We start from the raw sequence: 20,535 nt of genomic DNA, 5'->3' as shown, positions 1-20,535 counted from the left end.
AGACACCACCATGAAATACGCACTCAAGCTCCTCGCCGGGCTCATCGCGGCGCAGTCCGCCTTCGTCGCGCAGGCGGCCATCAGCGCCGACGAGGCCAAGGCCCTCGGCAGCACGCTCACGCCCGTCGGCGCTGAAAAGGCCGGCAACAAGGACGGCACCATTCCCGCCTGGACCGGCGGCCTCACCAAGGCCCCGGCCGATTTCAAGGCCGGCGACGGCGTGCGCCCCAACCCCTTCGCGGGCGAGAAGCCGCGCCTCGTGATCGATGCCAAGAACATGGCCGAATATGCGGACAAGCTGACCGACGGCGCCAAGACCCTGTTGCAGAAGAACCCGGGCTTCCGCATCGATGTCTACCCGACGCACCGCACCGTCGCCTTCCCCAAGTACGTGACCGACAACACGGCGAAGAGCGCCATCACGGCCAAGACCACCAATGACGGCCGCTCGATCGAGGGCGTGCACGCAGGCTTCCCCTTCCCGATCCCGAAGACCGGCTACGAGGCGATGTGGAACCACCTGGTGCGCTTCAACGGCCAGAGCTACGAAGCCAAGTACCGCAACCTCAACGTCGATGCCAGTGGCCGCCCGGCCCTGGCCACCGAAGGCGTGAGCGTGCAGGACTTCCCCTTCTGGGACCCGAGCAAGACGGACGCCGACACCTACTGGCGCATCAAGCTGACCTACTCCGGCCCCGCACGCCGCGCCGGCGAAGCGCTGATGATCATCGACCCGCTGGACACCGGCAGCAAGGACCGTCGCGCCTGGAGCTACCTGCCCGGCCAGCGCCGCGTGAAGGTCGCACCGGACCTGTCCTTCGACACGCCCAACCCCGGCACCGCCGGCGCCACGGTGTTCGACGACACCTTCATCTTCAACGGCTCGATGGACCGCTTCGACTTCAAGCTGGTCGGCAAGAAGGAAATGATCGTTCCTTACAACGCCTACGGTGCGGTCTACCAGGCGAAGCAGGACGACCTGGTCAAGCCGAACAACCTGAACCCGGACCTGGTGCGCTGGGAACTGCACCGCGTGTGGGTGGTGGAAGCGACGCTGCGTGAAGGCAAGCGCCACGCCTATGCCAAGCGCACCTTCTACCTCGACGAGGATTCGTGGGCGGCCCTGGCTTCCGACAACTACGACGCACGCGGGCAGCTCTACCGCGCCGGCTTTGCCTACATGGCGCCGAGCTACGACCTGCCGGCACCGTACACCGACATGTTCGGCCACTACGACTTCGTGTCGCGCGTCTACTCGCTGACCGGCTTCATCGCCGAGACCGGCGGCCTGCGCCACACCAAGGCGCTGCCTGACCGCGAGTGGACTGCCGACTCGCTGGCCGGTTCCGGCGTGCGCTGAACTGGACCCACCCCCGAATGCGCCTTCGGCGCTCCCCCTCAAGGGGGCGCACCCAGCGGCCCGGCGAAGCCGGTTCTGCGGGTGCCCACGAATGGGCCGCGCCTTGCTCCCCTGGGTTGAAGCATGGCGGAACGCGCCACCGTCAAGGAAGACTGAAATGAAATCGAAACGAGCCGCGACGGCCGTGGCGCTCGTCGCCTGCACGATGGTGTGGGCGGCACAGGGCGCGGACGACAAGGGCTGGCGCGACGTGCTGGACACACCTGCGATCAAGAGCGCCTATGCGGCGCGTACGCTGCTCAATGGGATGGCCAATGCCGGCGCGCGCACTGTCGCCGTCGGCCAGCGCGGCCAGATCGTCACCACCGACGACGCGGGCAAGAGCTGGCGCCAGGCCGAGGTGCCGGTCAGCTCGGACCTCGTGGCCGTGAGCTTCCCCACGCCTACCACCGGCTGGGCCGTGGGCCACGATGGCGTGGTGCTGCGAAGCACCGACGCGGGCCTCACCTGGACCCTGCAACTCGATGGCCGGCGCCTGGGCGCGGTGATGGTCGACTACTACACCCGCGAAGCCAATGCCTCGCTGGCGAGCGATCCGAAGCGTGCTGCGGCCTTGCTCGAAGAAGCCAAGCGCTTCGAGGCACAAGGCGCGGAGAACCCCTTCCTCGACGTCTGGTTCCGCGACGCTTCCAACGGCTATGTCGTCGGCGCCTTCGGCCTGGCGCTGCGCACCAGCGATGGCGGCGCGCACTGGGAGCCGATGCTGCATGCGATCGACAACCCCAAGGGCCAACATCTCTATGCCGTGCGCGGCATCGGCCCCGACGTCTACATGACCGGCGAGCAGGGCCTGCTGCTCAAGCAGGCGCAGGGCGACGAGCGCTTCCGCGCGCTCGAGATTCCCTACAAGGGCACCTTGTTCGGCCTGGCCGGCAATCCCCGGTCGCTGGTCGCCTACGGCCTGCGCGGCACGGTGCTGCGCAGCACCGACGGTGGCCGCAACTGGGAGCCGATCAAGACGGGCTTGCAGGCCGGCCTCACCGCCAGCACGCAGGACGCCGACGGTCGTCTCCTCATCGTGAGCCAGGTCGGCCACGTGCTCATGAGCCGCGATGACGGCGCGAGCTTCACACCCATTCCCTTCGAACGGTCCGCGCCCGCCGCGGCAGTGGCGATGCCTGCGAAGGGCACGCTCCTGATCGCCGGGCCGCGCGGCGCACAGGCGCTACCGCTGCCCTGAACACGCAGCCGGAGACACGACATGCACACCCCCACGACACCCGTCGAGGGAGCCGCCCCCGGCTCGCTCGAACAGTTCGACACCCGCTCAGGCTCCCGCCTGGAGCGGCTGGTCTTCAACAACCGCCTCGCGGTCATCATCATCTGCGCGCTCGTCACGCTGGTGCTGGGCTTCATCGCGACGACGAAGCTGAGCCTCAACGCCAGCTTCGAGAAGATGATGCCGCGCAGCCACCCGTACATCCAGAACTACCTGGACAACCGCACCGAACTGCGCGGCTTGGGCAACTCGCTGCGCATCGTGGTCGAGAGCACCGACGGTGACATCTACGGCCCGAAGTACCTCGAGGCGCTCAAGCGCATCCAGGACGAGATCTTCCTGACGCCCGGCGTGGACCGTGCCTGGATGAAGTCGCTGTGGGCGCCCGGCGTGCGCTGGACCGAGATCACGGAAGAAGGCTTCCGCGGCGGCCCGGTGATGCCGGACAACTACGACGGCTCGGCACGCACCATCGAGCAGCTGCGCGGCAACATCGCGCGCGCCGGCCTCGTCGGCAGCCTGGTCGGCAACGACTTCAAGTCGAGCATGATCGTCGTGCCGCTGATGGACCAGGACCCCACCACCGGCCAACGCATCGACTACCGCGCGCTGTCGCATGCGCTGGACCATTTGCGCGAACGTCATGAAGTGACAGCTTCCGGCCAACCTTCAGGCATCCGCGTGCATTCGGTCGGCTTTGCCAAGCTGGTCGGTGACCTGATCGACGGGCTCTACCAGGTGGCGCTGTACTTCGGCCTCGCGGCGCTGGTCGCGACGATCATCATTTACCTCTACACGCGCTGCACGCGCAGCACGGGGCTGGTGGTGGCCTGCTCGCTGGTGGCCGTGGTGTGGCAACTGGGCCTGGTGGCCGGGCTCGGTTTCGAGCTTGACCCCTATTCGATCCTGGTGCCCTTCCTCGTGTTCGCGATCGGCGTCTCGCATGGCGCGCAGAAGATGAACGGGATCATGCAGGACATCGGCCGCGGCGCGCACCGGCTGGTCGCGGCCCGCTTCACCTTCCGCCGCCTGTTCCTCGCGGGGCTGACGGCGCTGGTGGCCGACGTGGTGGGCTTTGCCGTGCTGATGGTGATCGACATCCCCGTCATCCAGGACCTGGCGCTCACCGCGAGCATCGGCGTCGGCGTGCTGATCTTCACCAACCTGATCCTGCTGCCAGTGCTGCTGTCGTACCTGGGCGTGAGCCCGGCCGCGGCCCAGCGCAGCCTGCGCGCGGACAACGCGTCCGGCGGACAGGCCCGCGTCTACGCCTGGCTCGGGCGCTTCACCGAGCGGCGCTGGGCGCTGGGCGCGGTGGTCTCGGCAGCGGTCCTGCTGGTGGGCGGCTTTGTGGTGAGCACGCACCTGAAGATCGGCGACCTCGACCCCGGCGCGCCGGAGCTTCGCCCCCAGTCCCGCTACAACCGCGACAACGCCTACGTGACGGCCAACTACTCGCTGTCCAGCGACACCTTCGCGGTGATCGTCAAGACCGCGAAGGAAGGCTGCCTCAAGTACGCGACACTGGTGGAGGCCGACCGTCTCGCCTGGGCGTTGCAACAGGTGCCGGGCGTGCAGACCACCGTGTCGCTCACCAATGCCGTGCGCCAGATCACCGCGGGCAGCAACGAAGGCAGTCCCAAGTGGCTGACCATCGCGCGCAACCAGGACGTGCTGAACTACGGCGCGCAACAGGCCAGCGTGAACAACCCGGAACTGTTCAACACCGACTGCTCGGTGATGCCGGTGATCGCCTACCTGTCCGACCACCGAGCCGAGACGCTGGACCGCGTCGTCGCGGCCGCCGCAGGCTTCGCGCAGGCGCACAGCAACGATGAACGCCAGTTCCTGCTCGCCGCCGGCGGCGCCGGCATCGAGGCCGCGACCAACATCGTGGTGCACAAGGCCTGGACGCAGATGCTGGTGCTGGTCTACCTGGCCGTGACGGTGCTGTGCTTCGTCACCTTCCGCAGCTGGCGCGCGGTGATCGTGGCCCTGGTGCCGCTGGTCATCACCTCGGTGATGTGCGAGGCGCTGATGGTCTGGCTCGGCATCGGCGTGAAGGTGGCGACGCTGCCGGTGATCGCGCTGGGCGTGGGCATCGGCGTGGACTATGCGCTGTACCTGCTGAGCGTGCAGCTGGCGGAGCAACGGACCGGCAAGTCGCTCGCCGAAGCCTATGGCTCGGCCCTGCGCTTCACTGGCAAGGTGGTCGCGCTGGTGGGCGTCACGCTGGCCGCGGGCGTGCTGACCTGGGCGCTGTCGCCGATCAAGTTCCAGGCGGACATGGGCATCCTGCTGGCTTTCATGTTCATCTGGAACATGGTGGGGGCGGTGCTGCTGATCCCGGCGCTGTCGCACTTCCTGCTGCGGCCCAAGGCGGCGGCGCAGCAGGCGATTGCTGAAGCGCCGGCGCTCGTGTCGACTGCCGCGTCGCAAGCGTGATGCCGAAGGTTTTTTGCTGCTATCGGGTCTCGTTGGGTGGGCTGCCACGGTGGGGTGCGTGGCTCCCGGTGGCTGGGGTTCTTGAACTGCGCTGATGATCAGCAATGCGTGCCAGCAGGACGGTGGCCGGTGCATCGGCGGGGGGCCTGGGACACGTCGCCCAACTTGAGGCCCGGTCACTCATCGCCTCGCCCCTCCAACAAGACGCCTCGCCGCGCCAACCGTTCCCGCGCTTCCAACAGCGCCGCATGCAGTTGTCGCTCCAACTCCGCCTTGGGCGGCAACTCCGTCCAGTACTCGGCCACGGTGATTCCGTCCTTGTGCATCTGCAACAGTTCCACCTGCTCGCGGCTCGATTCCGCGCACAGGATCAGGCCGATGGGCGCTTCTTCACCCACCTGGCGTTCGTATTTGTCCAGCCACTTGAGGTACAGCTCCATCTGGCCCTTGTGAGCGGCCTTGAAGCGACCGAGCTTGAGTTCGATGGCCACCAGCCGGCGCAGCCGACGGTGGAAGAACAACAGGTCAAGGTAGAAGTCCTCGCCGTCGATCACCAGGCGCTTTTGCCGTTCGACGAAAGCGAAGCCGCGCCCCAGTTCCAGGATGAACGCCTCCAACTGGCGCAGGATGGCCGCCTCCAGATCGGCCTCGTCATGGCCTTGGCGCAAGCCCAGGAAGTCCAGAAAGTACGGGTCCTTGAAGACCTGCGCGGGCGTCGCATCGGCGGATGACGGCAACCCGGTTGCCTGGGCATTGGCAATCTCGCTGCGTTCGTAGGCCTTCCGTTCGATCTGGCGGTGCAACTCGCGTACGCTCCAGCGTGCTTCCACGCACTGCTGCGCGTAAAACCAGCGTGCAGCTTCGGCTTTGACCGGGATGAGCTGCAGGAAGTGCGTCCAGCTCAATTGACGCATCAGTGATGCGACTTTCTCCGCGTCGGGGAAGGCTTGGGTGAACTGCACCATGCGGCGAAGGTTCTTGGCCTCGAAACCACGTCCGAATTCTTCGGCCAAACGCTGTCCGAGCCTGGCCATGATCTGGCCGCCATATTACGCACGCTCGCCACCGAGCACCTCGGAGGCCAAACGCTGACCAACGGTCCAGTACAGGCGGGTCAGCTCGGCATTCACCGCGCCGGCCAAGCGCTGGCGGCTGGCCGCGATCAACGCTCTCAGCTCAGCATGAAGGTTATCCGGCGGAGTGCCCGCCTCGGACGTCGTCAACTCATTCATGCCTGGGTCTCGGCAAAGTACCGCTCGGCGAGCATCCCGAGGCGCACGGGCTGCTGATCGTGCGCCTTGAGATGTTCGAAGTTCGATGCGTTGGCGCCAAGCATTTGTGGTTGGTTCGAAGCTGGCGTCACTCGCGAGCAGATCGCAAATCTACCTCACTTCACCACGCGTGTTGACCACGATGACGCGAGTCAATGCGATGCGCCAGATCGCTGCGGGCAGCAACGAAGGCAGCCCCGAGCGACTGGTCATCGCGCGCAACCAGCATGTGCTGAACTTCGGCTCGCCGCGCCGGCATCGAGGCCGCGACCAACATCGTGGTGCACAAGGCCTGAACGCAGATGCTGGTGCTGGTCTATCTCGCCATGACGGTGCTGTACTTCGTCACATTTCTCAGCTGGCGCGCGGTCATCGCCCTTTGATGCAAATCAATGCACGATGCGCCTGGCCCGCGCACAATGCTTCGCAGCGCCTTTGGCGTGGAGGAGCGTCCATGGACAAGTCACGCAGGAACTTCATGCTGGCCACCGGGGCCGCCGGACTTGCCACGGTGAGCGGGCCTTCGCGGGCGGCCGTGCCGGAGGATGCGCAGGCTTTGGTCGCCCAGGCCCAGGCCACAGTCGACGCCTTCGCCCGTCGGCAGGACATCGACGGCTTCATCGCTGCCGTGGCCCAGAGCCGGGGCATCCTGGTCTTTCCGCGGATCATCAAGGCGGGCTTCGTGCTTGCCGGCGCCGGCGGCACCGGCGTGCTGCTGGTGCGCGACCAGAAGACCAACAACGAGTGGCGCGGGCCGGCGTTCTACACGCTCTCCACCGCGAGCCTGGGGCTTCAGCTCGGCGCGACATGGGGCGACCTGGTCGTGCTGATCAACACGCAAAACGCACTCAACGCGCTCTACAACAACCCGGCGGCGCTCAAGTTCGGCGGCGAGGCATCCTTCGCCTTCTGGAACCAGGGCATGAACGTCGGCGCGAACGGGACCACGGACTACCTCGCGTATTCCACGGACAAGGGCGCGTTCTTCGGGCTCGCCATCGATGGCTCCGTGCTCGCCGCGCGCCAGTCGCTCAACGACGCCTACTACGGCAAGCCGGCCACGCCATTGGCGATCCTGTTCGATCCCCAGGTCAGCAGTCCTGCCGCGCAGGGCTTGCAGGCCAGCGTGAAGCGGCTGCGCGCCAACGGCCTCAGCGAATGGGCGAGATGAAGTCCTGAACCCCATCGGCTTGACCTGGCTTCGATGGCTTCCCGGTCTGCGCACGCTGCGCGACTACGACCCTGCCTGGCTGCGCCATGACATCGTCGCGGGCCTGGTGCTCACCACGATGCTGGTGCCGGTGGGCATCGCCTATGCCGAGGCATCGGGCGTGGGCGGCATCTACGGGCTCTACGCGACCATCGTGCCGCTCTTGGTCTATGCGCTGTTCGGCCCGAGCCGCATCCTGGTGCTGGGGCCCGATTCCGCGCTCGCCGCGGTGATCCTGTCGGTGGTGCTGCCGCTTTCGGCGGGCGATCCGGCGCGTGCCATTGCACTGGCGAGCGCAATGGCCGTCGTCTCCGGACTCGTCTGCATTGCGGCTGGCCTTGCACGGCTCGGCTTCGTGACCGAACTGCTGTCCAAGCCGATCCGCTACGGCTACATGAACGGCATCGCGCTCACGGTACTGCTGAGCCAGTTGCCAAAGTTGTTCGGCTTCAAGGTGGAGGGCGAAGGTCCGCTGCGGCAGGCCTGGGCCTTGGGGGAGGGCGTGCTGGCCGGCAAGACCCACGGCCCGAGCCTGGCGATCGGCGGCGTGACGCTGGTGCTCATCCTGTTGCTGCAAAAGTTGCCGCGCGTGCCGGCCGTGCTGGTGGGTGTGGTGGCGGCGACGCTGGTGGTCGGCTTCTTCGGGCTGGAGCGCTTCGGCGTTGCGGTGCTCGGCCCGCTGCCGCAGGGCTTGCCGGCGCCTTCGTTGCCGCTCATCGGCATCAGCGACCTGGAGCCGGTGCTGCTCGGTGGCTTGGCGGTGGCGCTGGTGTCCTTCGCCGACACCAGCGTGCTCTCGCGCGTCTACGCGGCGCGGCTGAACACGCGCGTGGATCCCAACCAGGAGATGGTGGGCCTGGGCGCGGCAAACTTCGCGGCCGGCTTCTTCCAGGGCTTTCCGATCAGCAGCAGTTCCTCGCGCACCCCGGTGGCCGAGGCGGCCGGTTCACGGACGCAACTCACCGGCGTCGTCGGCGCCGTCGCCATCGCGGTGCTGCTGGTGGCGGCGCCGAACCTGCTGCGCCACCTGCCGAGCGCAGCGCTGGCGGCAGTGGTGATTGCGTCGGCGCTCGGGCTCATCGTGATCGCCGACCTGCGCCGCATCCATCGCATCCAGCCGTGGGAGTTCTGGCTCTCGCTGGTGTGCTTCGCTGGCGTGGCACTGTTCGGCGCGATTCCCGGCATCGGCATTGCCGTGGGCCTGGCGGTGATCGAGTTCCTGTGGGACGGCTGGCGCCCGCATTCGGCGGTGCTGGGGCGCGTGGATGGCCTCAAGGGCTACCACGATATCGGGCGGTATCCGCAGGCGCATCGCGTGCCGGGGCTGGTGCTGTTCCGCTGGGATGCGCCCCTCTTCTTCGCCAACGCGGAACTGTTCCGCGACCGGGTGCTGGCGGCGGTGGAGGATTCGCCCACGGCCGCGCAATGGGTGGTGGTCGCGGCAGAGCCCGTGACCAGCGTGGACGTGACGGCCGCCGACATCGTGGCGGAACTGGACGACAGCTTGCAGGCGCGCGGCATTGAGCTGTGCTTTGCCGAGATGAAGGACCCGGTCAAGGACAAGCTCAAGCGCTTCGGCCTGTTCGCCCGCTTCGGCGCCGAGACCTTCCACCCGACCGTGGGCGAGGCCGTGAAGGCCTACCTGCGCAGCCACCCGGTCGCATGGCGGGACTGGGACGAGGAGCCGGTGCGTACGCCTGTCGGCACGGTGCCGCAGTAGACTGCCTGCCCCGCCTCCCCGACGCCAACACCGCATACCCCCGTGACACGCGAAGCCGGCAGTGCCAACGACGACCTGCTGCTGAAGGTGTCGCCCCCGCGCGTGCAGCGGCAGCTGATCTCGCGCCCGCGCCTGCTGGCCAGCGATGCCGCCTTCCACGGTTTTCCGGCCATCCTGATCCAGGCGCCGGCCGGCTTCGGCAAGACCTCCTTGCTGGCGCAGTGGCGGCTGGAGCACCTGTCGCATGGCGTCGTCGTCGCCTGGCTGACCGCCCAGGCACGGGACAACCCCGGACGGCTGGCCCAGGCCCTGGCGCTGGCGGTGCGGCAGGGGGCAGGGCGGCCGAGCTTCGGCCATCTGCTGCTCGACGCGGTGGCGCCGGAGGGCCTGGAGGGCATCACCATCTGGCTGGCCGAACTGGCCCAGACCGCGCTCGACGTGGTGCTGTTCATCGACGAGGCCAACCGCCTGCCGCCGGCCTCGCGCGAGGCGCTGGCCTACCTGCTGCGCAACGCGCCGCCCAACCTGCGCACGGTGATCGCCGCGCGGCCGGATTGCCACCTGGACATCGACGACCTCATCGCCTACGGCCAGTGCGTGGTGGTGGATCCGGCGATGCTGCGCTTGCGCCTCAACGAGACGCTGGAGCTGGTGCACGGGCGCTTCGGCGCGCGGGTGGACAACGACACCGCCGCCCGCCTGCACGACATGACCGAGGGCTGGCCGCTGGGTGTGCAGCTGGCGATGACGGTGATCGCACGCGGCGTCGATGCGCGGGCCGACGTGGACGGCATGGCCGCGCTCGGCGGCGCGCTGCGCGACCACATCCCGGCCTTGCTGCTGGCCAAGCTGGAGCCCGACGACCGCGATTTCGTGACACGCATCGCGATCCTCGACAACCTCCATCCCGAACTGTGCCGCGCCGTCGCGCAAGCCGACGATGCCGCCGAGCGGCTCGCCAGGCTCGGTCGCGACACGCCCATCTTCGTGGCCTCCGAGCGGGGCGAGTGGCTGCGCATGCACATGCTGGTGCGCGACGTCCTGCGCCAGGCCTTCGCCGGACTGGCGGCGCCGCAGCAGGCCGAGGCACATGCGCGGGCCGCCGCCTGGCTGGCCGAGCGCGGGCAGCTCGAACAGGCCGCGCGCCATGCGCTCATCGCGGGCCAGAACGAAAAGGCCTACGAGCTGACCGAGCGCAGCCTCTACGAATCCATCATGGCGCACGGGCACCAGGGCGTGGTGCTCGAATGGCTGAACCAGTTGCCGGCGGCCGAGCTCGACCGCCGGCCGCGCGTGCTGCTGGCCGTCGCGTGGACGCTCGCGGCCAGCGAGCGGCACGAGGATGCCGGCCGCTACGTCGAGCGCATCCTGGCGCAGCCCGGCGTGAACGATGCCCTGCGCTGCGAATGCGCGCTCATCCTCAGCGGCGCCGCCGTGTTCGCCGACGACCCGGATCTTTTCGCGGCGCTGCACGACCCCTGGGCCGAGTCGCCGCCGCTGCGCGATCCGCTGCTGCTGCAGGTGCATGCCAACCGAAGGGCCTACCGCAGCCTGCTGGAAGGCGACCCGGCTCTGGCCCGTCTGCGGCAGCAGCAGTCGCCGCGTGGCGACTTCGGCAGCGGCAGGGGTTATGTGGGGCGCTGGGGGGAACTCATCATCGGCCTCAGCTACCTCTGGGAAGGGCAGGTGCAACTGGCCGAGAGCCTGTTGCAGCCCGCGCTGGCCAGCGCCGAGGCCGACCTGGGCCGGCGCAGCAAGCTGGGTTGCATGCTGGCGGCCCTGTTGGCGTCGGCGGTCTGGGAGCGTGGCCGGCCGGCCGATGCCGCTGCGCTGCTGGCCGACCGGCTCGACGTGCTAGAGCACGGCGGACTGCCCGAAGCGCTGCTGCTCGCCTACCGCACCATGGCGCGCATGGCGATGGCCGAAGGCGCCGAGCACCGTGCCATGGAGTTGCTGGCCGGGCTGGACGCCGTCGGCACGGCCCGCGCGCTGCCGCGCCTGCGTGTCGCGAGCCTGGTGGAGCAGGTGCGCATGCACGCGCGCCGCTACCGCGCTCAGACCTGCCGCACGCTGTGCGAGCACATCGACGCGATGATGGACGGCGACGAGCTGCCGTCCGGCCGGTTGTGGCGGCGCAGCGTGGCCGCCCTGCGCGGACTGGCGCAGGGCTACACGGCCATTGCCGCACAGGACTGGCGCGGCGCGCTCGAGCCGCTCGCGCGGGCCGAAGCGATCGCCCGCGAGATCCGCCAGGAGCGGCTTCACATCGAACTGCTCGCGCTGCGGGCCTATGCGTTGGACCGCTGCGGCGAGACCGAGGCCGCGGCGCTGATGCGGGAAGCCCTGGACCTGGCCGCCGGCTACGGCCTGGTGCGCGTGTTCGACGATGCCCATCCGGACGTGGGGCAATGGGCGCGTGCGGTCGCCGGTCGGACGGGCGTGCCCGGCCTGGGAATGCCCTTGCCGGCGCCGGCCGTGGCCGTCGCGCCCCGGCCCGAACGCGAGGCCTCGCGGCACGACGCGGCGCGCGGCGCGGTGCTCACGCCCAAGGAGCGCGAGGTGCTGGACATGCTGGCGCGCAATCTCTCCAACAAGGAAATCGGGCGTGCCATGCAGGTGGGTGAGACCACGATCAAATGGCACGTGAAGAACCTGCTGGGCAAGCTGGATGCGGGCACGCGCAAGGAGGTGGTCGTGCGTGCCAGGATTCTGGGCCTGATCCAGCCGACCTGAGTTCCACACCCTGGCGCCGGGCCAGGGAGGGCCCTCCGGCCCCTCCGTCCCCTCCGAAAACGACGCTTTCCCCCTCCGCCAAGGAGGGGGGGCGAAGCCGTCCCGAATCCTATTCTTCAGCCTGCAAGGTCGCGAAGGCGGCCACCCTATCAACGAAGGGGCCGGCGGAAGAGGCCGGCCTCCCAGAACGGAGACAAGACATGAACACAACCTTCGCGCAAAGCGCCCCCGCCGCCCCCGCCGCTCCCGCCGTCGTTTCGGCCGCCGCCCTGAAGACCTCGATCAAGGTCGAACAACTCACCTGCACCATCGGCGCCGAACTGTCCAACGTCGACCTCGGCGCCGCCTCGCGCGACCCCGAGACGGTGGCCGAGATCCGCGGCCTGCTGCTCAAGCACCGCGTGCTCTTCTTCCGCGACCAGGACATCACGCGCGCCGAGCACGTCACCTTCGCCCGCCACTTCGGCGACCTGGAAGACCACCCCGTCGCCGGCAGCGACCCGGACCACCCGGGCCTGGTGCGCATCTACAAGTCGCCCGAGACACCCAACGACCGCTACGAGAACGCCTTCCACACCGACGCCACCTGGCGCGAGAAGCCGCCCTTCGGCTGCGTGCTGCGCTGCGTGGAATGCCCGCCGGTCGGCGGCGACACCATCTGGGTCAACATGGTCGAGGCCTACAACCGCCTGCCGGAAGACGTCAAGCAGAAGATCGCCAGCCTGCGCGCCCGCCACAGCATCGAGGCCAGCTTCGGCGCCGCCATGCCGATCGAGAAGCGCCTGGCACTGCATGCCCAGTTCCCCGATGCCGAGCACCCCGTGGTGCGCACCCATCCGGAAACCCACGAGAAGGTTCTTTTCGTCAACGCCTTCACCACGCACTTCACCAACTTCCACACGCCGGAGCACGTGCGCTTCGGCCAGGACTACACCTCGGCCGGCCGCGACCTGCTGGGCTACCTGATCGAGCAGGCCGCCGTTCCCGAGTACCAGGTCCGCTTCCGCTGGAAGAAGAACAGCATGGCCTTCTGGGACAACCGCAGCACCCAGCACTACGCGGTCATGGACTACCCGCCCTGCCACCGAAAGATGGAACGCGCCGGCATCGTCGGCGAAGCAACGTTCTGATCCGGCCCCTTCCACCTAGCAACTATTTCCAAGAGGCATTCAAATGAACTTTCTCGACGGCTCGCTCTATCCCGAAAACCAGCAACCCCTGATCATCACGGCCGCCCCTTATGCGCCGTCGTGGGTGCCCTCCGATTTCCCCGAGGACATTCCCGTCACGATCGAGCAGCAGATCCAGAAGGCGGTCGACTGCTACAACGCCGGCGCCACCGTGCTGCACCTGCATGTGCGCGAACTCGACGGCAAGGGCAGCAAGCGCCTGTCGAAGTTCAATGAACTGATCGCCGGCGTGCGCAACGCCGTGCCGGAAATGATCATCCAGGTCGGCGGCTCCATCAGCTTCGCACCCGAGTCCGAAGGCGCCGCCGCCAAGTGGCTGTCCGACGACACGCGCCACATGCTGGCCGAGCTGGACCCCAAGCCCGACCAGGTCACCGTGACCATCAACACCTCGCAGATGAACGTGGTGGAGCACTGGGAATACGAGGACTACAAGGGCACGTCGATGGAAGACCCGGCGGTCTTCAATGCCTACAAGGAAATGACCGTGCCGGCGCAGCCGGGCTGGGCCGAGGAGCACATCCGCCGCCTCAACGACGCGGGCATCCAGAGCGCCTTCCAGTGCTACAACATCAACAGCTTCGAGTCGGTCGAGCGCCTGATGCGCCGTGGCGTCTACAAGGGCCCGCTGGTCATGAACTGGGTCGCCATCAGCGGCGGAATGGACCAGCCGAACATCTACAACCTCGCGAACTTCGTGCGTGCCACGCCGGACGGTGCGGTGCTCACCGTTGAAAGCTCGATGCGCAACGTGCTGCCGGTCAACATGATGGGCATCGCGATGGGCCTGCACGTGCGCTGCGGCATCGAGGACAACCTGTGGAACCAGGCCCGCACGCAGAAGATGAGCACGGTCGAGCAGGTCGAGCAGCTGGTGCGCATCTCGCGCGAGTTCGGCCGCCCGGTGGCCACCGCGCAGCAGGCGCGCGAGATCAGCAAGATCGGCGTGTTCTACGACACCGTGGAGGAGTCACTGCTGGCCAATGGCTTCGCGCCCAACCGCAACGGCGCCCATCAGGGCTTCCTGCGCAAGGCTGCTTGAAGATGACTGACGCAGCAATCCTGCCGACGGTCCTCATCGTCCCCGGCCTGCGCGATCATGTAGACGCGCACTGGCAGACGCTGCTGGCCGCCGATCTCGAGGCGCGCGGACGCAAGGTCCGTACCGTGCCGCCGATGGGCCGCGCCGACCTCGACTGCGCGACGAAAGTCGCCGCCATCGAGCGCGAGGCACAGGCCATCGATGGTCCGCTGATCATCGTCGCGCACAGCGGCGGTTGCGTGATGGTCGCCCACTGGGCGCGCCAGACCACGCGCGCCGTGCACGGTGCCCTGATGGCCTGCCCGCCGGACTTTGAGCAAGAAATGCCGGAGGGCTACCCCTCGCTGCAAGCCTTGCGCGAAGGCGGCTGGCTGTCGGTGCCGCGCGAGCGCCTGCCCTTCCCGAACATCGTCACCGCCAGCCAGAACGACCCGCTCGCGAAGTTCGAGCGCGTGGCCGACCTGGCCAAGGATTGGGGCAGCCGCCTGTACGACCTGGGCGCTGTCGGCCATCTGAACCCGGCCTCCGGCTACGGCGCATGGCCGCTGGCCGAGGCCTTCATCGCCGCGCTGTCGCGCGGAACGTGCGACGACAGCACGAGCGCCGACCCGGCGCTGACGGCCTGCACCCAGCCCGCCGACATCTGAAACACACAACAAGGAGACACACCAATGTCCAAAGCCATTCGCATCTATGAAACCGGCGGTCCGGAAGTCCTGAAGCTGGAAGACGTCGACGTCGGCGAGCCGGGACCCGGCCAGGCGCGCGTCCGCCACACGTCCATCGCCGTCAACTTCATCGACATCTACTTCCGCACCGGCCTCTATCCGCTGCCGCGCCCGAACGGGCTGGGCTCCGATGCCGTGGGCGTGGTCGAGGCCGTCGGCCCCGGCGTGACCGACATCCGCGTGGGCGACCGCGTGGGCTACCTCATCGGCCCGCAGGGTTCCTATTCGCAAGTGCGCGTAATGCCGGCCGAGGTGCTGATCCCGCTGCCCGATGGCGTGTCGGATCGCACCGCCTCGACGCTCATGATGAAGGGCATGACGGCGCAATACCTGTTCCGCCAGGTCTATCCGCTCAAGGGCGGCGAGACCATCCTGTACCACGCGGCCGCCGGCGGCGTGGGCCTCATCGCCTGCCAGTGGGCGCGTGCCCTGGGCGTGACGATGATCGGCACGGTCAGCTCCGACGAGAAGGCCGAGATCGCCAAGGCCAACGGCTGCACGCACACCATCGTCACCACCCGCGAGAACATCGCCGAGCGCGTGCGCGAACTCACCGATGGCAAGGGCGTGCCCGTGGTCTACGACTCGGTGGGCAAGGACACGCTGATGGCCTCGCTCGACAGCCTGTCGCCGCGTGGCACGCTGGTGAGCAACGGCACCAGTTCCGGCCCCGTGGTGATCGACTCGATGCTGCTGGCCGCCAAGGGATCGCTGTGGATGACGCGCCCCGCGATGATGCATTACATCCAGCCGCGCGCGCACATGCTGAGCATGGCCGAAGAGCTGTTCGGCCACGTGCTGGCCGGCAATATCGTGAGCGAGCCGCGCCAGAGCTTTGCGCTGGCCGATGCGGCAGACGCGCACCGCGCGCTCGAATCGCGCAAGACCACCGGCGCGACCGTGCTGGTTCCCTGAAGAAGCGGAGCCACCATGGACATGCACGCACTCACGGCGAAGAAGGCCGACGCCGACAGCTACCTGTTCGGCCCGCGCCAGGCCTGGTTCGCCTTCGCGATGACCATCGCACTGATGATGGTCGACTACATCGACCGGCAGGTCATCGTCTCGCTCTTCCCGCACCTCAAGGAGGCGTGGGGACTGTCGGACAAGCAACTCGGCGCCCTGGTGTCGGTGGTGTCGGTGACGGTGGCGCTCGCCGCCTTGCCGATCGCGCTCTTTGCCGACCGCGGCAGCCGGGTCAAGAGCATCGTCGTGATGGCGACGACCTGGAGCCTGGCCACCATCTCCTGCATGTTCACGCGCAACTACAGCCAACTGCTGGCAGCGCGTGCCGTGGTCGGGTTGGGCGAGGCGGGTTACGGCGCCGTTGGCTCGGCGCTGATCGCGAGCCACTTCCCGGCGCGCATGCGTGGGGCGCTGCTGGCGGGCTTCTTTGCCGCGGCCTCGGTGGGCTCGGTGATGGGCGTCATGCTGGGCGGCCTCATCGCCGCACGCTGGGGCTGGCAAGCCGCCTTCGGCGTGGTGGGCATCCCGGGTCTGGTGCTGGCACTGGTCTACTCGAAGGTGCGTGACTACCGCACCGTGGACCTCACGCCGCGCCTCGACCGGGCCACCCGTTCCACCGGCAGCGTCGTGCGCGCCATCGTGCAGGCACTGACGCGCTCGCGCACCATGCTGTGGGTGTGCATCGGCGGCTCGGCACAACTGATCGTGGTCTCGGCCGTCTGGGCCTGGCTGCCCAGCTACCTCAACCGCGTGCATGGCATGGCGCCGGACCGCGCGGCCATCAGCGCCGCCATGGTGGTGCTGAGCGGGGCCGTCGGCAGCGTGGTGTGGGGCGCCTTGATCGACCGCGCCGGCCGTCGCCGTCCGCGTGCCAAGCTCCTGGCCATGGCCTTCCTCTGCATCGCCTCGCTGGCCGTGCTGGTGACCGCCTTCGGTGCGCCGCGCTTCGGCATCGCGATGACGGCGCAAGCCCAGTTCCTGCTCGTCATCCTCGGCGGCTTCCTGATGACCTGCACGGTCGGCCCGGTCTCGGCCGTGGTGATCGACGTGATCCACCCCGGCATCCGCGCCACCGGCGCCTCGGTGCTGGCGCTGTTCCAGAACCTGTTCGGCCTGGCGGCCGGGCCCTTCATCGCCGGCATCCTCTCGGACGCATGGACGCTGGAGCAGGCGCTGACCGCCATGCCGCTCTTCGCCGTCGTGGCCGGCTGGGCCTTCCTGCGCGCCTCGCGCAGCTATGAACCGGACCTGGAGCGTGTCGGCCAGACGCTGAAGGAAGAACAGGCCGCCCTCGAACCCCCTGCTGCAAACAGCGCGCTCGCGTGAGCGCATTGCCCGACATCCCCTGAACTATTTTTTGAATCGGAAGAACTGAAATGAACGGATTGATGATGGATCAGCCCCTGCTGATCTCGACCTTGCTCACCCACGCCGAACGCCACCACGGCAACCAGGAAATCGTCTCGCGCCGCGTCGAAGGCGACGTGCATCGCACGACCTATCGCGAACTCGCCCAGCGTGCCCGCCGCATGGCCAACGCGCTGGCAGCCCGCGGCATCGAAAAGGGCGACCGCGTCGCCACGCTGGCCTGGAACGGCTATCGCCACATGGAGCTGTACTACGCGGCTTCGGGTTCGGGCGCCGTGCTGCACACGCTCAACCCGCGCCTGCATCCGGACCAGGTGGTGTGGATCGCCGACCATGCGGAAGACGAAATCCTGTTCTTCGACCTGACCTTCCTGCCGCTGATCGAAGCCATCGCTTCGCGCGTCAAGACCATCAAGGCTTTCGTCGCGATGACCGACCGCGCGCACATGCCGGCCAACTCGAAGGTGCCGAACCTGCTGTGCTACGAGGAACTGATGGCCGACCACTCGTCCGACTTCCGCTGGCCGGTGTTCGACGAAAAGGCCGCCTCGTCGCTTTGCTACACCTCGGGCACCACGGGCAACCCCAAGGGCGCGCTCTACAGCCACCGCTCGACCATGTTGCACACCTATGCAGCAGCCCTGCCTGATGGGCTGAACTGCTCGGCCAGCGACGTCATCCTGCCGGTCGTGCCGATGTTCCACGTCAACGCCTGGGGCCTGCCGTACGTCGCGTGCATGGTCGGTGCCAAGCTGGTGTTCCCGGGCCCGTGGCTGGACGGCAAGTCGCTGCACGACCTGTTCGAAGCCGAAGGCGTGACCGTCTCGGCCGGCGTGCCCACGGTGTGGCAAGGGCTGCTCACCCACGTGGAGAGCAACGGCCTCGAATTCAGCACCATGCGCCGCACCATCATCGGCGGCTCGGCCTGCCCGCCGGCCATGATGCGCACCTTCCAGGACCGCTACGACGTCAACGTGCTGCACGCCTGGGGCATGACCGAGATGAGCCCGCTGGGCACGGCCTGCAAGCTCAAGCCCTCGCACCTGAAGCTGGGCGCGGACGAGCGCATCGCCATCCAGTCCAAACAGGGGCGCGCCGTGTTCGGCGTCGACATGAAGATCGTGGACGAGAACGGCGCCGAGCTGCCGCACGACGGCAAGGCGGCCGGCGAGCTGATGGTGCGTGGCCCGTGGATCATCTCCGAGTACTTCAAGGGCGGCAGCCCGCTGGTGAACGGCTGGTTCCCGACGGGCGACGTCTCGACCATCGACCCTGAAGGCTTCATGCAGATCACCGACCGCAGCAAGGACGTGATCAAGTCCGGCGGCGAGTGGATCGGTTCCATCGACCTGGAGAACATCGCCATGGCCCATCCGGGCGTGGCCATGGCGGCCTGCATTGCCGCGCGCCACGCCAAGTGGGACGAGCGCCCGCTGCTGGTGGTGGTGAAGAAGCAGGGCACGGAACTCACCCGCGACGAACTGCTGGCCTTCTACGACGGAAAGATCGCCAAGTGGTGGACGCCGGACGACGTGGTGTTCGTCGACAGCATTCCGCTGGGCGCCACGGGCAAGGTGCAGAAGAATATCCTGCGCGATGCCCATCAAGACCACCTGCTCGTTGCAGCCTGAACGCACGCATGACGGTACTCAGAAACATGAAAACCAACCTGACAAGGCGGCGCATCGCGCAGGCCTCATTGCTTTCGCTCCTCGGCGTCGCGGGCCTGGCCCAGGCCGACGATGGCGCCAAGTGGCCCGACAAGACCGTGCGTGTCGTCGTGGCCGGCCCGGCGGGTGCGTCGGCCGACATCATTGCGCGACTGGTGGCCGACGGCCTGGCCAAGGACAGCGGCCAGCCCGTGGTGGTGGATGCCAAGCCGGGTGCCGGCGGCGTGATCGCGGTGAACGACCTGTCGCAGTCGCCGCATGACGGCTACACGGTGCTGGTGGGCGTGAACTCGCTGGTCAGCGAGATCCCGCACATCATCAAGATGCGCAACGACATGGCCAAGGAGATCAAGCCGCTGGCCGAGTTGGGCCGCGGCGGCCTGGTGATGGTGGGCGGGCCTTCGGTGCCGGCGAAGAACTTCGGCGAGGCGATGAGCTGGATCAAGGCCAACCCCGGCAAGGTCAGCTATGCCTCCTACACGCCCGGCACGGTCTCGCACGTGATCGGCCTGCAACTGAACAAGGCGGCCGGCGTCGACATGACGCACGTGGGCTACAAGGGCTCCACGCCCGCGCTGACCGACGTCATGGGCGGCCACATCCCGCTGATGTTCGACGGCATGGCCACCTCGTTGCCGATGATCAAGTCCGGCAAGATCAAGGCCTTCGCCGTGAGCACGCCCAAGCGCTCGCCGCTGCTGCCCGACGTGCCCACCTTCGCCGAACTCGGCTACCCGCAGCTTGAAACAGTGGCGTGGATGGGCCTGTGGGTCAAGCCGGACGTGCCGGCGCCGGTGCAGGCGCGCATTCGCGAGGCCGTCATGAAGGTGATGGCGCAACCGGCGGTGCGCGCGCGGCTGTCGGACCTGGGCCTGGAGCCTGTGGTTTCGCGCACGCCGGAGGAGCTGTCGAAGTCCCTCACCGCCGACTACGAACGCGTGGGCGCGGTGCTCAAGTCGATCGACTTCAAGCCCGAGTGAAGTCCGTGGGCATCGGCCTGTGAAGGTCGATGTCCTGCCCGCCTTGCTGCTGCCACCCGGGTGTTCGTTGGGTGCGCGCTCCAATTGCCGCCGCCGGCCGGAGCGTGCAGTATGGACGGCATGGCGCAGTGCAAATCGAGCGATCGGAGGATGGCCGCATCCGCGATGGCGCGTGGTGGTCCTTCATCGACCTGAGGTGGCCCATGGCAGCGAGGGCCTTCGTGCTGGAGCCTGATCCCCTGGAGCGATCCTGGATCCAGTCGGCGCTCGGGTCGGTGGTGAAGGAGATCGTCTTCCTCGGCAGCCCCGCGGCGCTGCTCGGCATGCAAGCCTTCGCGGAAGACTGTCTGGTCGCGTGCACCGAACCCGATGCCGGGGCGGTGCTCGAACTGGTTCGCGAACTCAGGCGCCGGGGGTCGCGGCTGCCGTCGATCGTGTACGGCCCCCACACGGCCTTCCGGACCGCCGTGGAGATTGCGCGCATGGAGGCCACCGACTTCCTGGAACGCCCCTTCAGCGCGCGGCAGCTTCGCATTGCCGTCGCTCGGGCCTGCGCGCCTCGCGCTTGAACCC

16 protein-coding genes are annotated in these 20,535 nt (G+C 68.0%); 14 read left to right on the top strand and 2 right to left on the bottom strand.

Going from position 1 to position 20,535, the window contains the following annotated elements:
• Positions 1 to 10 precede the first annotated feature (10 nt).
• From WKW79_RS22305 to WKW79_RS22295, 3 genes are all read left to right on the top strand, one after another.
• Positions 11 to 1,360 (top strand): DUF1329 domain-containing protein, encoded by a 1,350-nt coding sequence (locus tag WKW79_RS22305; RefSeq protein ID WP_340337396.1) that lies wholly within the window; start codon positions 11 to 13, stop codon positions 1,358 to 1,360.
• A 157-nt stretch (positions 1,361 to 1,517) separates the two neighbouring features.
• A complete protein-coding gene (locus tag WKW79_RS22300; RefSeq protein ID WP_340337395.1) occupies positions 1,518 to 2,600 on the top strand; it encodes a WD40/YVTN/BNR-like repeat-containing protein in 1,083 nt (360 codons plus the stop codon).
• A 21-nt stretch (positions 2,601 to 2,621) separates the two neighbouring features.
• Complete coding sequence (locus tag WKW79_RS22295; RefSeq protein ID WP_340337394.1) at positions 2,622 to 5,084, top strand: efflux RND transporter permease subunit; 2,463 nt, start codon at positions 2,622 to 2,624, stop codon at positions 5,082 to 5,084.
• A gap of 176 nt (positions 5,085 to 5,260) precedes the next feature.
• On the opposite strand, the gene WKW79_RS22290 is transcribed toward WKW79_RS22295, so the two are convergent.
• Both WKW79_RS22290 and WKW79_RS22285 read right to left on the bottom strand, forming a co-directional pair.
• Entirely contained in the window at positions 5,261 to 6,121 is an 861-nt protein-coding gene (locus tag WKW79_RS22290; protein WP_340337502.1) for a PDDEXK nuclease domain-containing protein, read from the bottom strand.
• A 12-nt stretch (positions 6,122 to 6,133) separates the two neighbouring features.
• A complete protein-coding gene (locus WKW79_RS22285) occupies positions 6,134 to 6,316 on the bottom strand; it encodes a DUF1016 N-terminal domain-containing protein (RefSeq protein WP_340337393.1) in 183 nt (60 codons plus the stop codon).
• Between the two features lie 493 nt (positions 6,317 to 6,809).
• Here WKW79_RS22285 and WKW79_RS22280 point away from each other — a divergent pair, with 493 nt between their 5' ends.
• From WKW79_RS22280 to WKW79_RS22230, 11 genes are all read left to right on the top strand, one after another.
• Positions 6,810 to 7,526, top strand: coding sequence for a lipid-binding SYLF domain-containing protein (locus tag WKW79_RS22280; RefSeq protein WP_340337392.1), 717 nt, complete (start codon positions 6,810 to 6,812; stop codon positions 7,524 to 7,526).
• A 19-nt stretch (positions 7,527 to 7,545) separates the two neighbouring features.
• On the top strand, positions 7,546 to 9,285 hold the full coding sequence (locus tag WKW79_RS22275; RefSeq protein WP_422823943.1) for a SulP family inorganic anion transporter: 1,740 nt from the start codon (positions 7,546 to 7,548) through the stop codon (positions 9,283 to 9,285).
• A gap of 42 nt (positions 9,286 to 9,327) precedes the next feature.
• Positions 9,328 to 12,018: a winged helix-turn-helix domain-containing protein gene (locus WKW79_RS22270; RefSeq protein WP_340337391.1), complete on the top strand. Its 2,691-nt coding sequence runs from the start codon at positions 9,328 to 9,330 to the stop codon at positions 12,016 to 12,018.
• 281 nt (positions 12,019 to 12,299) lie between these two features.
• Positions 12,300 to 13,148 carry a TauD/TfdA dioxygenase family protein gene (locus tag WKW79_RS22265; RefSeq protein WP_340337500.1) on the top strand — a complete coding sequence of 283 codons (849 nt, stop codon included), beginning with the start codon at positions 12,300 to 12,302 and terminating at the stop codon, positions 13,146 to 13,148.
• A 43-nt stretch (positions 13,149 to 13,191) separates the two neighbouring features.
• Positions 13,192 to 14,250: a beta-keto acid cleavage family enzyme gene (locus tag WKW79_RS22260; protein ID WP_340337390.1), complete on the top strand. Its 1,059-nt coding sequence runs from the start codon at positions 13,192 to 13,194 to the stop codon at positions 14,248 to 14,250.
• A 2-nt stretch (positions 14,251 to 14,252) separates the two neighbouring features.
• Positions 14,253 to 14,897, top strand: coding sequence for an RBBP9/YdeN family alpha/beta hydrolase (locus WKW79_RS22255; protein WP_340337389.1), 645 nt, complete (start codon positions 14,253 to 14,255; stop codon positions 14,895 to 14,897).
• 24 nt (positions 14,898 to 14,921) lie between these two features.
• On the top strand, positions 14,922 to 15,893 hold the full coding sequence (locus tag WKW79_RS22250; RefSeq protein WP_340337388.1) for a quinone oxidoreductase family protein: 972 nt from the start codon (positions 14,922 to 14,924) through the stop codon (positions 15,891 to 15,893).
• Between the two features lie 15 nt (positions 15,894 to 15,908).
• The gene (locus tag WKW79_RS22245) at positions 15,909 to 17,270 is read left to right on the top strand and encodes an MFS transporter (protein ID WP_340337387.1); all 1,362 of its coding nucleotides are present in this window, start codon (positions 15,909 to 15,911) and stop codon (positions 17,268 to 17,270) included.
• 50 nt (positions 17,271 to 17,320) lie between these two features.
• On the top strand, positions 17,321 to 18,943 hold the full coding sequence (locus WKW79_RS22240) for a 3-(methylthio)propionyl-CoA ligase (protein ID WP_340337386.1): 1,623 nt from the start codon (positions 17,321 to 17,323) through the stop codon (positions 18,941 to 18,943).
• Positions 18,944 to 18,969: 26 nt separating this feature from the next.
• On the top strand, positions 18,970 to 19,962 hold the full coding sequence (locus WKW79_RS22235; RefSeq protein ID WP_340337385.1) for a Bug family tripartite tricarboxylate transporter substrate binding protein: 993 nt from the start codon (positions 18,970 to 18,972) through the stop codon (positions 19,960 to 19,962).
• 128 nt (positions 19,963 to 20,090) lie between these two features.
• Complete coding sequence (locus WKW79_RS22230) at positions 20,091 to 20,531, top strand: hypothetical protein (RefSeq protein WP_340337384.1); 441 nt, start codon at positions 20,091 to 20,093, stop codon at positions 20,529 to 20,531.
• The last annotated feature ends 4 nt before the right edge of the window (positions 20,532 to 20,535 follow it).

The sequence above is a fragment of the Variovorax robiniae genome (assembly GCF_037889955.1).
Classification (GTDB): domain Bacteria; phylum Pseudomonadota; class Gammaproteobacteria; order Burkholderiales; family Burkholderiaceae_C; genus Variovorax; species Variovorax robiniae.
Note: the sequence above shows the minus strand (reverse complement) of the source record. Positions and strands in the feature narration are given on the sequence as shown.